General features: G+C 45.9%; 10 protein-coding genes. All 10 read right to left on the bottom strand.

Translation table 11 applies throughout. The annotated features are described in order from the left end of the window. Positions 1–205 precede the first annotated feature (205 nt). The 10 genes from CAG58_RS02560 to CAG58_RS02515 all read right to left on the bottom strand — a co-directional run bounded on the left by CAG58_RS02560 (position 206) and on the right by CAG58_RS02515 (position 15,372). Positions 206–1,204 (bottom strand): iron ABC transporter substrate-binding protein, encoded by a 999-nt coding sequence (locus CAG58_RS02560; protein ID WP_161425443.1) that lies wholly within the window; start codon positions 1,202–1,204, stop codon positions 206–208. Between the two features lie 458 nt (positions 1,205–1,662). Continuing rightward, positions 1,663–3,075, bottom strand: a complete 1,413-nt coding sequence (locus CAG58_RS02555; RefSeq protein WP_161425794.1) for a phosphoglucomutase/phosphomannomutase family protein — start codon at positions 3,073–3,075, stop codon at positions 1,663–1,665. 42 nt (positions 3,076–3,117) lie between these two features. Continuing rightward, a complete protein-coding gene (locus CAG58_RS02550; RefSeq protein ID WP_161425795.1) occupies positions 3,118–5,523 on the bottom strand; it encodes a GH36-type glycosyl hydrolase domain-containing protein in 2,406 nt (801 codons plus the stop codon). Positions 5,524–5,584: 61 nt separating this feature from the next. Continuing rightward, entirely contained in the window at positions 5,585–7,516 is a 1,932-nt protein-coding gene (locus CAG58_RS02545; protein ID WP_161425796.1) for a beta-N-acetylhexosaminidase, read from the bottom strand. Between the two features lie 55 nt (positions 7,517–7,571). Further along, the gene (locus CAG58_RS02540; RefSeq protein WP_161425797.1) at positions 7,572–9,290 is read right to left on the bottom strand and encodes a glycoside hydrolase family 9 protein; all 1,719 of its coding nucleotides are present in this window, start codon (positions 9,288–9,290) and stop codon (positions 7,572–7,574) included. Positions 9,291–9,444: 154 nt separating this feature from the next. Further along, positions 9,445–10,440, bottom strand: coding sequence for an ABC transporter ATP-binding protein (locus CAG58_RS02535; protein ID WP_004394196.1), 996 nt, complete (start codon positions 10,438–10,440; stop codon positions 9,445–9,447). Between the two features lie 40 nt (positions 10,441–10,480). After that, on the bottom strand, positions 10,481–11,464 hold the full coding sequence (locus CAG58_RS02530) for an ABC transporter ATP-binding protein (RefSeq protein ID WP_004394193.1): 984 nt from the start codon (positions 11,462–11,464) through the stop codon (positions 10,481–10,483). 2 nt (positions 11,465–11,466) lie between these two features. After that, the gene (locus tag CAG58_RS02525; RefSeq protein WP_154170222.1) at positions 11,467–12,492 is read right to left on the bottom strand and encodes an ABC transporter permease; all 1,026 of its coding nucleotides are present in this window, start codon (positions 12,490–12,492) and stop codon (positions 11,467–11,469) included. 2 nt (positions 12,493–12,494) lie between these two features. Next, positions 12,495–13,481: an ABC transporter permease gene (locus tag CAG58_RS02520; protein WP_004394190.1), complete on the bottom strand. Its 987-nt coding sequence runs from the start codon at positions 13,479–13,481 to the stop codon at positions 12,495–12,497. 220 nt (positions 13,482–13,701) lie between these two features. Then, the gene (locus CAG58_RS02515) at positions 13,702–15,372 is read right to left on the bottom strand and encodes an ABC transporter substrate-binding protein (RefSeq protein WP_004394189.1); all 1,671 of its coding nucleotides are present in this window, start codon (positions 15,370–15,372) and stop codon (positions 13,702–13,704) included. Between the last annotated feature and the right edge of the window lie 360 nt (positions 15,373–15,732).

The raw sequence follows: 15,732 nt of genomic DNA, 5'->3' as shown, positions 1-15,732 counted from the left end.
CTTGGTGGAGTTTGCTAATTATTACTATCTCTTGATTGAGCGTGATAACGCTGAGACGGAGATAGTCTGTTCAAGGCCAAATTATAGGGCCAAGTTGCATACTATAAATTACGATTAAATAGCAAAGCCAATGCTTGCGCACTGGCTTTGTGGTCGAGATATTACCATTAAGGGTAATGAATAAGGTACGAAATTATCGTAAAACTTATAGCAAACCTGCGTCACGCAACAGTTTTAAGGTACCTTGTAAATCAGCCAGTTGATCGAGGTCAATACTGGGTGCTGCTTGCAATAGTGTATCTAGCTCACCCAACACAGGGTTAGGAATGATGCCCTGAGTGACTGGGTATTCACCAACTACTGAGGTGAAGTATTGCTGAGCGGCAGGAGACAGCATGTACTCAATAAATTGAATCGCTTGAGGCTGCTTTTTACTGCTTTTTAACACGGTAACACCCGCGACATTAACTAAGTTACCAATATCACCTTCGGCAAAGTAAGTCTGCTTGGCTGGGAAGCTCGCATTGGCGGCAACAAAGCGTGGTAAATAGTAGTTATTGACCAACGCAAAATCAATTTCGCCATCGCCAATGGCTTGTACTTGAGTGGTGTTATTACGATAAATTTTCGGCTGGTTGGCTTTCATCGCCTTTAACCACGCCAAGGTTTTCTCGTCACCATGCTCAACACGCATTGCGGTAACGAATGACTGGAAGCCACCGTTGGTTGGTGCAAGACCAAAACGGCCTTGGTATTTTTCTGATGTTAAATCAAACACAGAGGCTGGAATATCTTCCGCAGAAGCGCGTTCAGTCGAATAAGCGATCACGCGTGAGCGGCCACTGGCGGCAACCCATTGACCCGTTTTACTGGTATAAATCTCAGGTAGCTGTTTGTAAACCGCTTCTGGTAGCGTGGCTAAGAGACCTGCGTTAGCCAGTGCTCCCATCGCACCTGCATCTTGTCCCCAATACACATCAGCTGGTGAGCGAGCGCCTTCTTCTTGCAATAACACCGCAAGTTGAGCGGTATCACCATAACGTACGTTAACTTTAATGCCACTCTGCTTTTCAAATTGTTCGATGATCGGTTTAACAAGCGTTTCACCACGGCCTGAATAAAGCGTGATGTCTTGAGCGTGGAGTAATGGGGCGGTGATGAAACTACTGACTAAAGCGACAGTTGAGAGCAACTTCTTTTGCATGAATAAACCTTTTATCTCAATGAGTAGGACGATCGACGGTATTTGGCTTTACTTACTGCACTGGCATTAAGCGTTATCGATGCCATTGTATAAATAAGTTTGATAATTATTATTAATCGCACTCTTTGGGTCAATAGCTAGCCATGGTGGAAAATCTCAAAAATCAATAATGTGATTTAATACCTTGAAAGAAAACAATAAAATCAAGAGTTGATTAATTGTAACAAATTGTATGATAAGGCAGGGGGGGAAGCGGCCTGAGCTTTATCAAAAGATAGGAAGATAAAGACGCTAGGTTGGCCGCTTTATTCGAGTATTGGAAGAAGTGAAAGTACGATGACTTTCACTTCGATATTGTACCCCTAGGGTCTGTTTATCTTTCGAGCTGATTTTTGCAGCAGTTTGTGGCTTCTTTATACAAGGCAGACCCTAGTGAGCCTACTGAACTTTAATTGGGATTAAAGTTGTAAAAACGCTTTCATTTGATCGACTAATCGTTCTGCGGTGGGTTTATCGGCCATCTCGGCAAAGATTCTCAGTAAAGGTTCCGTGCCGGAAAAACGGGCAATGATCCAGCCGCCGTTGGAAAAATAGACTTTCGCTCCATCTTCATAGCTGACTTTTTCTATCTCATCGTCAAAGTCTGGCAGCTGTTTTTCAACATACAGCTTATTGTACAGAGAGGCCTTTTGCTGCTGACTAAATTTACAATCCCCTTCGGCGGTGTAAGCATAACCATAGCGGCCATAGATCTCTTGCAATAATTCAGAGAGTTTTTTGCCAGTGACACTGAGCATTTCAACCAATAAGCTAGAAGCAAAGACGCCGTCTTTACCTTTGATATGCCCGCGAATGGTCAAGCCCCCTGAACTTTCACCGCCAATCAAAGCATCAGCCGCTTCCATTTGTGAAGAAATATGCTTAAAGCCAACCGGAACTTCAAAGCATTGCTCGCCATGATCCGCGGCAATTTTATCCAATAGATGCGTAGTGGCAATATTACGTACTACCGAACCTTTCCAGCCTTTATATTCCAGTAAGTAATAGTAAAGCAGCATTAGCACTTCGTTGGGATGAATAAAATGGCCTTTTTCATCAATAATCCCCAGTCGATCCGCATCGCCATCGGTGCCAATACCAATATCATAGCCTTCATTTTTCACCAGATGTTGCAGGCGATATAAGGTGGCGGCACTGGGCGATGGCATTAATCCGCCAAAATCGGGATTTTTCCCATCGTTGATCACATCAACATCACAGCGGCCATTGATCAGGACGGTTTGTAGTGCATTTTTCGCCACGCCAAACATAGGATCGATCAATACCCGTAAATTTGCTTTACGGATCGCGTCAATATCAATCAAGTTAATGATCGAATCGACAAAATCATTCATTGGATTAATGTTGATGATAAGTTGTTCCGCGATAGCCTGCTCAAAATCGAGCGATCGAATGTCGCTAAGCGTCAACCTTGCTATCTGTTGTTCAATTTTTTTCGTAATAATTTCATCAGCGTCACGTCCACCGCGGATAAACACTTTAATGCCATTATAATCGGCAGGATTGTGTGAGGCGGTAATGCAGGCCGAGTAAGCGCAGTCCATAACTTTTGCTTGAAACATCACCACAGGCGTGGGGACAAATTTATTAATAAAACTGACCACGATGCCATTGCCCGCAAGGACTTCTGCAAACCAGCGCCCGGCCTTATCGGATAAAAAGCGGCGATCATAGCCAATCACAAAGCCTTGCTCTGCCACTTGTTCTTGCTGAATGATGTTGGCTAGCGCTTGTGCGACGATGCGTACATTGTCTTTGGTAAACTCTTCACCAATAAAGGCTCGCCAGCCTCCGGTACCAAATTGAATCATGCTTCTCTCCTTAGAGGGGCGCAAAAATGCGCCCCAAGCTGTTTAGCCCATTGTGACGATGACTTGATTGACTGAGCCTGCTGTTTGCACCGGAATCGCCCCTTCAATCGCTTGACCGTTCAAAGTGATCGATTTCACACCTTTAGAAACGTGATCAGGGTTTTCAACCTTGATCTGATAGGTCGCATCGCGCCATTGACGGGTGACTTCAAAACCAGGCCATGAGGTTGGGATGCAAGGATCGACATCTAAGCCCTCAAAGCCAGTGCGAATCCCCAATATAAAGTTGGTGGTGGCGTAGTAAGCCCAACCAGAAGTACCAGTCAGCCAAGGATGGTTGGCTCGACCATGATCCTTATGATCGCGACCCATGATGAACTGCACATAGGAGTAGGGTTCTGCGATACGAGTTTCGATATGATCGTTTTGATTATAAGGATTGAGCGCATCGTACAATTCCATCGCTCGATCGCCACGGCCGAGTTTTGCTTCAGCCACCCATGCCCAAGGGTTAGGGTGAGAGAAAATCGCGCCATTTTCTTTTACCCCTTGGTAAACACGAGTCACAAAACCAATATCATCATTTGGGATCGCAAAGGATGGCGCATTGAGATGCAAGCCATATTGAGAGAAGAGGTACTCATACACTGCATCCATGGCTTTGATGCCACGTTCGTGGCTCACCGCACCAGACAGCACAGCCAGTGAATTGGATTCCAGATGCACTTTGCCTTCCACTTGGTCAAAAGTGCCAATCTTATCGCCATCTTTAGTCAGGCCGCGAATGTACCACTGACCTTGTTCATCCCATAAATGGGTTTCACACGCGGCGCGCACCCCGTTAGCCATGGCTTGGTATTTATCGGTGGCCGCTTCATCGTGACGGAATCGAGACAGTTCGAGGAATGCTTCTAGTGCCCAGAAGTGAAGGAAAGACACCATCGCCGATTCACCACCGCCAAGATTCAGACAGTCGTTCCAGTCGGCGCGTAGACCTTTACAAATTCCGGTTTGACCCACGTATTCGGCGGAGAAATCGAGCGCAGCCATCATATGCTGGTACACGGTAGCATCACCGCCATCCGCATAAGGAATCACTTGATCGATAAAGGCCATATCGCCAGTCTCTTTCACGTAATTTAAGATGGTCGGCACGATCCATAGGTGATCGTCAGAGCAGGTGTCTTTGATGCCGTGGATCTTATCGTCATCAGAAGGCGTTGGAACGACGGTTGGCGATTTTGATGGTTTGACATTGGCTTTTTCTGGATCAAACCAGTCTGGATCAAAAAGGTGTAAACCGTAGCCCGCTTGCACTTGACCACGCAGCAGATCAACTAAGCGTTTACGGGTCATTTCAGGGTTAGTATGAGGCACCGAGATGGCATCTTGAGCGGTATCACGATAACCAAGCCCAGTACGGCCACCCACTTCGATGAAAGAGGCAAAGCGTGACCAGACTACGCAGGTTTCCGCTTGGTAGAGCGTCCAAGTGTTAATCATGGTATCCAAGCCTGGATTAGGGGATTTGACTTGAAACTTAGCGCAGCGTTCATCCCAATGGGCTTTTATTGCTGCCAATGCTTGATCAACCTGTTGTGGATCTTGATATTTTTCACGTAGTCTGGCGCCGTTACCTTTCCCGACCCCTAATACCACAGCAAAACGGACTTTTTCTCCGGGTTGGAGGACAAACTGCTTATGCAGCGCACCACAATGGTTATAGCAAGTTTGTGCGCTGTTTGAGCATCGACCTTGCTCTACCGCAATTGGGTTGGCTTCATCACGGTACATGCCGAGGAATTGGTCACGTTGACCGTCGTAGCTGTCGGCATCGAAGGTTGCGGTGAGATAATAAAAACCTAAGAAATCATCAGTGTTGTAATACAGATCGTATTCAATCACCCCTTCTTTATATTCAGTACCAGCAGAATAAAGTGACATCTGATGGTTTTGGTTATCAGATTTAATATGGCTAAAGGAAAATTCAACATAGTTGAAAGCACTGATAGTCCGCGTCTCATTGGACGTGTTTTCAATCACCACATCCCACAGTTCAGCATCTTCTCCTTTGGGTACAAACAGTGTTTTGCTCGCGACGATACCTTGGTATTCGCATTTAAAGATTGAGTAAGACAGGCCATGGCGAACTTCATAGTTGGCTTGGGCAAGGCTTTTCGCCACCGGCTGCCAAGAAATAGACCAAAAATCACCACTGGTATCATCACGTAAATAAACATAATGACCGGGACGATCTTGAGTAAAGTTCGGTCGAAACTTAGTGACACGATTGTACTCAGGAGAATGATAGAAAGCGTATCCGCCAGCGTTATGTGAAATCACGCTGCAGAATTTCTCTGTGCCAAGGTAGTTGGTCCACGGGGCCGGAGCATCGGGGCGAGTAATGACGTATTCGCGATTTTCATTATCGAAATAGCCGTATTTCATGATGTTTTCCTTTTCAAACACTGCTCAATGGGGCAGATAAAAAATAAAGAGTTAAGTAGATTTAGTTCTGCTGCTTTGCTTGCCATGGATGGCGATAGTCAATACCTTGCTGCTCAAGTAGCGGCAGATGACCTTTTAAACGTGTCAAATAACCGGACCAATCACGATGCTGTTTTTCGGTCCAGCCAGCTTCGGCGAGAGCGGTTAAGCGTGGATAAATCATATAATCGAGACGTGATGGGTTATTGATTCGTTCGCACCATAGGGCGCATTGAATACCGAGGATACGTTTACGCAGCGGATCGTTATCGGCGACCTCAGCTAATGGCTCATAGCCATAAGCGCGTTCTAGCGGTGTCACTCCGGCCCAATCAACACCGGGTTCTTCTGGCGCGTAATCTTGTACGATGTCTAAGTAGGTAAATTGTCCCGGTTGTAAGATCACATCAAAGCCTTGCTTGGCGCAGTGCAAAGCGGCTTTTTCCGACAGCCAAGAGTAGATCACGGTATCTTTACTGACTTTATTGCCATGGTGCGCCTCTTCCCATCCGACCATGCGTTTACCCAGTGACTTAAGTTTTTGCTCGGCATAACGCAGCAGATGACCTTGTAATTCATGGCTACTGGTATAACCATGCTCTGCCATTAAGGCTTGGCACTTAGGGCTATTGAGCCAGACACCCTCAGGGACTTCATCGCCACCGATGTGAACCCATGGGCTTGGAAACAGGGCAGCGACTTCTTCTAAAACCCGATCAATAAACTGATAGGTGCCGGGCAGAGCGGGAGAGAGCACGTTATCGGTATAATATTGAATACTGCGATAAGCCGACTTGTCTTCTCTATCGATTAACCACTCAGGGAGTGACTTGATGGCTGCGCGGCTGTGACCGGGAATATCGATTTCTGGGATGACCGTGATCCCACGCTCAGCGGCATAGGCAATCACCTCTTTGATTTCGTGTTGACGATAAAATCCCCCATGACGTTCCGTGAGCGTGCTGTACTGGGGCTCTAGTTCCTCATCAACACCGCGCCATGCGCCAATGTCCGTTAGTTGCGGCAGCGATTTAATTTCAATCCGCCAGCCTTCGTCATCGGTTAAATGCCAATGAAAAGTATTGAATTTGTAGTAGGCCAGTTGATTGATTAAGCGTTTAACCGTTTCTAAAGAGTGAAAATGTCGCGCGCAATCGAGCATCATGCCTCGGTAGTCAAAGCGCGGAGCATCACTAATGGTTAAGCAGGGAAAATCGACAACCGGATCATTGTGTTGCGCGAGCTGTAATAGCGTAGCGCTGGCATACATAAAGCCGGTTTCGCTATTGGCGAAGACGCGAATGGCTTGTTGGTCGATCTCCAATTGATAACTTTGTGCATCAAGTGTTGGTTTAAGACAATAAAGGATCGGCGCGGCTTCCGCTTTATCCTCAATAGGGAATGCGTATAACGCCATCAACTGCTCTCGAAACCACTGACTGGCGTGATGAGCTTTTTCCGTTTGTATTGCGAATCCACTTTGGCGAGGTAAAGAGAGTTTGCCCTCGAATCGCTGCAGTTGATTAGGGTAGGGAATTAAACACAGCTCTGCGCACTCAACCGCCTCGATAACACTGCGCCGTTTATGGCTAGACAGCAGAGCGATGGGCGTGACGGTAACGGTTTGGCGATGAATAGTATTGGCACTTGACCATTCGATAAAAGCCTCTTTAATACCGTCGGTATAAAAGTGGAATGGTGCGGTTTTTATGCTAAATTCACAGTAAAAGTGACTATTGGCAGCTAAAATCTGGCAATTAGGCTCGATGGTGCAAAAGCTCCCTGTTTGCTGTAGCTGACCTTGAGTGAGGGAATTGGGGTCAATATAACGCTCAATCACAAAGTGTAAGCGCCAGTCAGTCAGGGGCTGATCGCTTAGATTATGCAAGGTTAAGCCAAAACGGCAATGGCTAGCTTGCTCGCTCAGCACAGCAAAATCCATTCGATAATTCATACTCTATCCTTACTGCCATTGACGTTGAGCAAGTGAGTTAAATGCGGACTCATGGTTATTCTCCTACGGAGGTAAAGTGAGCAAACTGAGTGGTCATTGCTAACAAATACCAAGCGGCATGAGGCATCCACTGCTCTGCCCAGCGCCAGTTTTGTAGCAAATCGTCTTTTTGTGGTTCAGGGTTAAAAGCGATATCTTGCTCATCATCAAATCCTGCGGTAATCCCATTGCAGATCCCGCCTTTGGCATTAAAAAAGCCCAAATCTGGTAAATAATCGGGATTATGATGGCCATGACCATCGAGCATGCAGAGGTCATAAGGATTAAGCCCTAAGATCCAATTCAGTGAATTGTGGGCTAGTGCAAGTAATGACTGACTCAGGCGGTTATCGGTAAGATAAGGCTGTACTAAGTAAGCCATACTGGCTAATGAAGCGAGCCGAGCATTTTCCCCTTGCCACCAGTAACCAGTTTCGTTGTCGTGAGCCATGAAAAAAGCGCTGCGTTTTAGGCCTTTAGTGTCACATACGTATTGTCGTGGGTAACCGAAAGGATTGTGTACTTGCGAGCTAATGGCCAGTTCAAATTGACAGGCTTGAGTCACCACCTGCTGCACAACTTCGCGCTGGGTCAGTTCAGGCTCAATTGCCAGATATTCACACAATGCAATCACAGGCAAACCAGCTTCAACACCGTGATAATAAGGGCGCGAACCGTCCTGATTGGCTGACCAAAAATGGTTATGCTGTTCATCACTCATTTGTCGAGCAGATAAACGTTGAGCCCATTGGCGAGCTTCGAGTAAATAGTCGGCTTGCTGAGTACTTTGATAGAGCTCACAACTGGCTAATAGGGCGCAATATTCATCAATGATATTTTCTTGCTGATCATCTAGATAAGCGAGATTGGCCGTTAGCAAATGTTGATAACCTCGCTGTGCTGCTTCTAGGTATTGCTGCTGAGTAAACTCGCCGTGCTCGGATAGGCGAGCAGCCGCCGCTAGCGCGGCAATCGCCACTCCTGCACCTTGACGAAAGCCAGCTTGATAATCGGTAGATTTGTGCCCTTGTTGAGTGGCATAGCTACAAATTTCGCGTTGTTTGGGATCTTTACTCCACTTGTCAAATACCGTGACATAAAAAAAACCCTCGGCGTTTTGCATACGAACGAGAAAATCAGCACCAAACAACGCCTCTTCCATGAGACGAATGCGAGAGAAATCAGCAAAACCCGAGTGATGGTTTAAAAGCGCTAACCCTTTGAGCATATTCCATACCACCATAGGTGTTTGTTGTGGGTTCAAATAGTTAGCATAAGAAAGGTGACTGAAGTATTTACTGACGTCACCAGAAGCATCGTACCAACCGCCGTGCACATCGGCAGTGAGTGAAGTGCCCAGCAGTGGTACTTGCTTATCTTGTCTATCGAATACGCCAGCACAGCGTTGTGATTTAAAATAATGCAGTACATCCGAAAAGGTACGCTGCATCAGTAGCCCAGATTGAATAGTAAAAGTGGCTGAGCGTGCGTTATCGACACAAAGATAGAATTGACCCATTTGCGTGATGGCCGAAAAATCGAGACGATGAAAATGCCCCTGATGCCAACCATCGACTTGGCCACCAAATTCAATCGCAATACGAGCCATAGTTTGATGTGTATGCGCACATACCAAGCGGGCTTCTTCAACGTAAAAAGCCGATTGATAGGTCAATAATACGGCCTGTTTAGGTCCCAACGCTTCATAACCAATGTGGTTAGTGAGTAATTGCATTCCTCTCTCCGTTAATCACGCAAAATCGTTGTTATGTTGATGATTCAATAGTTATTTATCTCCTTGCTATTTGACGCTCCAAGTTGTTTGCAGATAGCGATTCGACATTTCCTTATCGTGACCCCAAAGTCGCGAGCCAACGATAAGGACAGTATTAATGTTCAAATAAATAACAGCGCACAAAATGGTTTTCTGATAGCTGGGTTACCTCGGGCAGTTTTTCTCGACAGCGCTCGCTGGCGTGCAGGCATCGCCCAGCAAAGGGGCAGCCAACGGAGTCGGGTGTCCAGAGTGGAATTTCACCTTTATTGCCTTTGAGCTTTTCATGAATCGACTTTTTAGGATCGGGAACCGCAGAGACGAGCAACTGGGTATAAGGATGCTGTGGATCGTGAATGATCTCATCGGTGTCTCCCCATTCGACCATATGACCGACATACATCACGGCGAGATCTTCGGCAATATAACGGGCAGTGGCGATATCATGGGTGATGTAGAGTAGAGACATCTGTTTTTCAAACTTCATCTCTTGCATTAAGTTCAAGACCCCAGCACGAATCGACACATCGAGCATCGAGGTTGGTTCATCAGCGAGTACCACTTCTGCGCCAACGGCGATATTACGAGCTAAGTTGATGCGTTGTCGCTGTCCACCAGAGAGCTGATGAGGGTATTTTTCAGCGGTCTCTTTCGGCGGAATCAAACCAACCTGCTCAAGCAAATCATACACTCGCTCTTGCAGCTCTTTTTTATTCCCCGGTGTGACTTTTTTATGGATCAGTAGCGGACGAGCGATGTGATGAAAAATGGTATGGGTTGGATTGAGCGATCCAAAGGGATCTTGCCATACCATCTGCACACCCTCACGGTAGTGCATTAAATCTGAACGTGATTTAATGTTAAGAATATCTCTGCCTTTGTATTCAATCGTTCCTGAACTGGGGGCATACATCTTGGCGATCATTTTGGCCGTGGTTGATTTGCCTGAACCAGATTCTCCCACGACTGATAAGCCACGACTTTTGTACATTTTAAATGATACGTCATTGATAGCGCGCATCATCGGTTGTTTAAGACTATTGCTATTTAGTGGAAAATCCTTGACGAGATTCTTACCTTCCACCAACAGTTGGCCTAATACATTACTCATTGTTATCTCCAGAAATTCAGTTGTTTACCTACCTCAATACTCATGCTTTTCGCTGAGCAATCGGCTCACCATAGAGATGGCAATTCGAGAAGCGTCCTTGTTCAATTAGACGCAACTCAGTGGGCACTTTGCTGCAGGCTTCATGAACGCGATCGCAGCGAGCTTGAAAACGGCAACCATGGGGAATTTCCAATAAGTTCAGTGGATTGCCAGGGATTCCTGTGAGTTTATTTTTCGGTCCGGTTAAGGGTGGGAACGAGCTGCCTAGCCCTTTGGTATAAGGGTGATAAGGGGTCTCTAAAATTTGTTTAGAAGGAGCTACCTCAATCAGTTCACCAGAGTACATAATCCCAATCCGGTCTGAGAATTCGACCATCAAAGACAGATCGTGAGTGATGAATAAAATGGCAAAGCCAAATTCCTCTTTTAACGCATAGATCTTTTGCAAGATCTCTCGTTGGACGACCACATCCAATGCAGTAGTGGGTTCATCCATAATGATCATTTTCGGATTAAGGGCTAAAGCAATCGCAATCACTAGCCGTTGACGCATCCCTCCGGAAAATTGATGTGGATAGTCATTGAGACGGCTAGGATGAATGTCGACAATCTCTAATAAGCCTTCAGCACGCCGTTTGGCCTGTGAGCGGCTCATATTGGTGTGACGCATGATCACGTCACAAAACTGTTCTTCCATGGTCAATACAGGGTTAAGTGCATTCATGGCACTTTGGAAGACCATCGACATTTGGCTCCAGCGAAAGGACTGCATACGTTCTTCACTGTATTGCAAAATATTTTCGCCGTTGAAGATGACTTCTCCCCCAGTAATAAATGCGGGCGGCTTATGTAAACGCATTAACGAGAAAGCGACGGTCGATTTACCACAACCAGATTCGCCAGCGAGGCCAAAGATTTCTTTTGGCGCAATATCAAAGCTGACATTATTACAAGCGCGAACATCGCCCGCATCGGTAATATAATCAACACAGAGGTTGCGGATTGAGATAATAGGTTGGGTCATGATTATTTGTCTCCGCTCCAAATGGCTTGTTGAGGTTGCATGGCTGGTTTACGCTCTTTCTGTTCTTGCTTGGCAAGCTTCTTCCAACGTTTCATGCCTTTGTGAGAACGCAATTGTGGGTTAGCTATCTCATCAACCGCAAAGTTAAGCAACGCTAAGCCAGTCACCAATAAGGTTAAAGAAAGGCAAGGAGCTAACAGTTCCCACCACGCGCCAATTAACATCGAGGAGGAGGTTTGTACGTTATAGAGCATGATGCCCCAACTGATGGTGTTTGGATCGCCTAAACCGAGAAAGGAGATGGTGGCTTCCATCATAATCGCGTACATCACCGAGCCGATAAAACTTGCCCCAACAATCGAAATCAGGTTAGGAAGAATTTCGACGAAAATGATCCGCCAAGAAGACTCACCAAGCACTTCTGCGGCTTTAACAAACTCTTTTTCACGCAGTGCCATGGTTTGTGCTCGCACGACTCGAGCGCCCCAAGCCCAGGAGGTACAACCGATTATCAGTGCGATGGTCAGTGGCCCAGCTTGACCAATGAAGGCGGCGACCACAAACAGTAAGGGATATTGGGGAATCACCAACATGATGTTCATCGCAGCGGTAAGAAAATCATCGATTTTTCCACCAAAGTAACCCGCAGAGACGCCAATAATGGTCGCTAAAAAGCATACGGTGATCCCAGCGCCAAAACCGACCGCCAGTGATACTCTTGCTCCATAGGCCACTTGCGCCCACACATCTCGTCCCATACGGGTAGTGCCGAGCACATGGTTCTCTTTTTTGGACATCGCCAAAGTTCGACGATCGTTGCCCAGATTAGTCGCTATCCAACCATCTGGATTAGCTTTTGCGGCTTTGACGATAAAGCTTGGGTATTCATGTGGATTTCCCGTCCGTTTATCGGGTGCATGTTGAGTAATTAACGGCGCAAAAACTGCCATCAGTAAGAACAGGCTAAGAATGATCACTCCGAGCATTGCCATTCTATTACCACGAAGAAGTTTCACGAGTGCTTGCATAATTATTTACCTCCCCGGCGTAAACGCGGGTCGAGCACAACATAAAGCATGTCGGCGAGTAAGTTAAAGAACAGCATAAAGAGCGTCATGATGATCAATTGGCCTTGCAAAACCTGGTAATCTCGCGCGGTGATCGCGTTGAACAAAACCGTACCAAGGCCGGGGTAGTTGAAGATAATCTCAATAATTAATTGACCACCTATCGCCATGCCGAGTGACATTGAAAGAGCGGTGACGCTGGGTAATAGTGCATTACGAGCGGCGTAGTTAAAAACGACTCGGTTTTCACTGAGTCCTTTGCCTTTCGCCATCGTGATGTAATCTTCAGCCAACAAGTTAATCATGTTGTTGCGCATGTTGACTAAGAAGCCACCTATTTGCACGATTGAGGCACAAAGCAAAGGCAGTACAGCGTGAAATCCTACGTTTTTAATAAAGGCCCAGCTTGTCCAATCTGGAATGGTACCTGGTGTGTAAGCGTAACCAGTTGGAAACCATCTTAAGCCGATAGCAAAGGTGTACATGGCGAGCATGGCAATAACCACTTGGGGAACCGCTTGAATCACCAGCATCCCTGGGGTCACAAAAGAGTCGTAGTAACTGCCTCGTTTCCAAGCAGCAAAGATGCCGAGGATAGAGCCAATCGAAAATGAAATAATCACCGCTGTGCCAGCAAGGAATAGTGACCAACCAAAAGCACCCGCTAAAAGCTCATTAACACTTAATGGATAGAATTTGATCGATGTCCCGAGTTCCCAACTGAGGATGCTTTTCATATAAGTAAAATATTGAACCCAAATCGGTCCATCAACAAAGCCAAGCAGTTGTCTCATGGCTTCAATTCGTTCTGGTGTCACTTGTGCGGTTGCGTGTGCGAACATCATGGTCACCGGATCTCCGGGCATGGCTCGCGGTATAATAAAATTGAGGGTTGCTGCAACCAGCAACGCCGCAAAATAAAATGACAAACGTCTTAAAAAATATCCCATAACTTACCCCTTACTCACCCAGTCATCCTGATAACCCCGTGCTATTTGAAGTTGCGGTAATGTTGGCTAGCTGCAACTCCAAGCCGTTTGGTTATATTATTCAGGTCGCTCACAGAAAGTTGAGAGCGAGAAATCCCCTGACGACACGCGCCATACTTATCATTAATAAGAGAGGGGATTTTCAAGAGCGGCGCAACGAATGCGCCGCAGCAATCAACGTTTACTTAACGGGTTTTAAATCCAGTACATGTAGTAAACGCTCTGGGATACCAGCCCAAATACTTGGACGGCCTTTTGGATTTTCTTCGTTCCACCAGCCAGTAAAGCGCGTGGTGTTATATTGGTACATCCAAGCACCAGACAAAACAGGAGCGGTGACTTGATTTTCAGCGATGATCTTTTGGATCTTGTGAGCAATGGCTAGCTGTTCATTACGGTCTGCGGTTTTGTAGAAGCTGTTTAGAAGACGGTCAAGCTCTTCATTTTTGAAGAAATGCATAGCAAAACGCGGCATTCCATCACCAGACTGTAGCGCTGAGTTATAACCACTATTCCAATAAGTATAAGGATCGGCACCATGGAAGTAGTTGGTATAAGCGACATCGTAGTTACCTTCGAGCATGGCTTGGTTATAAACTGCAAACTCAGGCGTACGAGCTCGAGCTCTAATGCCCACTTCTTGTAACTGTTCAACGGCTAGCTGAACGGTGTTATTAAAATCGGTCCAGCCATTAGGCGATTGAATTAACAACTCAAAGGTTTTACCTGATGGTGTTTCGACAAAACCATTACCGTTAATATCTTTAAAGCCAGCTTTGGCGAGTAGCGCTTTGGCACCTTCGACATTGTAGGTATTGAAGCCTTTATACTTATCGTGTACCGCTTTATCTGACCATGCTTCAAACGCGTAGCCGAGACCAGAAGCAAAATCGTTGACCGTACCACCACCATAGAAGGCGATATCAATGATGGTTTGACGATCCAGTGCCATTGAGAAGGCGCGACGGAAATCAACGTTAGTCAGTGCTTCTTTTTTCGCAGGATCGGCGTTTTTGAAGTTAATCATAAACGCTTGTGTTCCTGCCGCTGGGTACCAGTAGTGGTGGTTTGGATTGGCCGCCGCGTAAGTACGATCGATATCGGGAACAAATGAGGATGTCCAGTCAAGCTCAGAGTTAATAATTTGTCCCAATAATTGGTCGTTATTGGCGATTTGTGGCACGCGTAAACAATCGACTTTTAAGCTTGCTGCGTCCCAGTAATTCGGGTTGCGGCACTGGATGTAAAGTTGTGGAGTAAAGGTATCAATTTCGGTAAATGGACCAGTACCAACTGGGTTTTGGTTAGTGAATGTCGTTGGCTCTTTGACATCTTTCCAGATATGTTGAGCAACAATCGGTACTTGAGCAATTTCATAAGGAACGTTGGAGTTAGCTTCACTCAAACGAAAACGCACTTTGTAGTCATTAATCTTCTCAACGCTGGTGACCCACTTATTGATACCGCGTTGATCTAGTTCAGGTTTTTCTTTCACTAGATTGAATGAGAAGATGACGTCGTTCGCGCTAAAGCCCTTACCATCTGACCATTTGACGCCTTTACGAATATCGAAAGTGACACTCATTAAATCGTCAGACATGGAGAAGTTTTCGGCTAAACGCATAACGGGAGTATTACCGTGCATTTCATTAAAAATGACCAATGGTTCATAAATGAAGTCAGTGGTTGTTCTTAAATTCGTGGCAAGGTAAGGGTTAAAGTTGCGCACCATGGTTGGGTAAAAATCGGGTACGATGGTCAACTCACTGCGTGCAAACGCTGGAGTTGACACGGTTGCGGCTGCAGTAATTACGGCAGCGGCTAGGGCAGTTTTTTTTATATTGGCAAGCATAGCTGTTCCTTACTATTTGCTTTCATTTCACATACGGATATGAATAGGGTTTGAATGTCATCATCGGATTAACACTCGGCAATGACCCACCTCATGATGTTCATTAAGTCAAAGCTCAATGGCATGAGTGGCCTGTAGGTCGTTGACAGAGGTAAGGAAACACCTTACAAGGAAAATTATCAATTCTAATTCCCGTTAAAAACGTCAAAATACTCTTACTTGACGTCAGTTTTGTTAAAATGAATCTAATTGCCTCATGAGTGTTGAAATAGTAAACAGTGATTCACTTCGCAAATGAGTCAATTGCGCCGTCAATTTGTGAGTGGTTACTATCTTTAATTTCCTTTATATATATAGCAT

It is taken from the genome of Vibrio sp. V31_P5A7T61 (assembly GCF_009904895.1).
Lineage (GTDB): Bacteria > Pseudomonadota > Gammaproteobacteria > Enterobacterales > Vibrionaceae > Vibrio > Vibrio metschnikovii.
This window is presented reverse-complemented; position numbering and strand designations above follow the sequence as displayed.

Bases quoted from the DNA above. Each gene is read 5' to 3' on its own strand.
- CAG58_RS02560 (WP_161425443.1), bottom strand. From the start codon at position 1,204: ATGCAAAAGAAGTTGCTCTCAACTGTCGCTTTAGTCAGTAGTTTCATC.
- CAG58_RS02555 (WP_161425794.1), bottom strand. From the start codon at position 3,075: ATGATTCAATTTGGTACCGGAGGCTGGCGAGCCTTTATTGGTGAAGAG.
- CAG58_RS02550 (WP_161425795.1), bottom strand. From the start codon at position 5,523: ATGAAATACGGCTATTTCGATAATGAAAATCGCGAATACGTCATTACT.
- CAG58_RS02545 (WP_161425796.1), bottom strand. From the start codon at position 7,516: ATGAATTATCGAATGGATTTTGCTGTGCTGAGCGAGCAAGCTAGCCAT.
- CAG58_RS02540 (WP_161425797.1), bottom strand. From the start codon at position 9,290: ATGCAATTACTCACTAACCACATTGGTTATGAAGCGTTGGGACCTAAA.
- CAG58_RS02535 (WP_004394196.1), bottom strand. From the start codon at position 10,440: ATGAGTAATGTATTAGGCCAACTGTTGGTGGAAGGTAAGAATCTCGTC.
- CAG58_RS02530 (WP_004394193.1), bottom strand. From the start codon at position 11,464: ATGACCCAACCTATTATCTCAATCCGCAACCTCTGTGTTGATTATATT.
- CAG58_RS02525 (WP_154170222.1), bottom strand. From the start codon at position 12,492: ATGCAAGCACTCGTGAAACTTCTTCGTGGTAATAGAATGGCAATGCTC.
- CAG58_RS02520 (WP_004394190.1), bottom strand. From the start codon at position 13,481: ATGGGATATTTTTTAAGACGTTTGTCATTTTATTTTGCGGCGTTGCTG.
- CAG58_RS02515 (WP_004394189.1), bottom strand. From the start codon at position 15,372: ATGCTTGCCAATATAAAAAAAACTGCCCTAGCCGCTGCCGTAATTACT.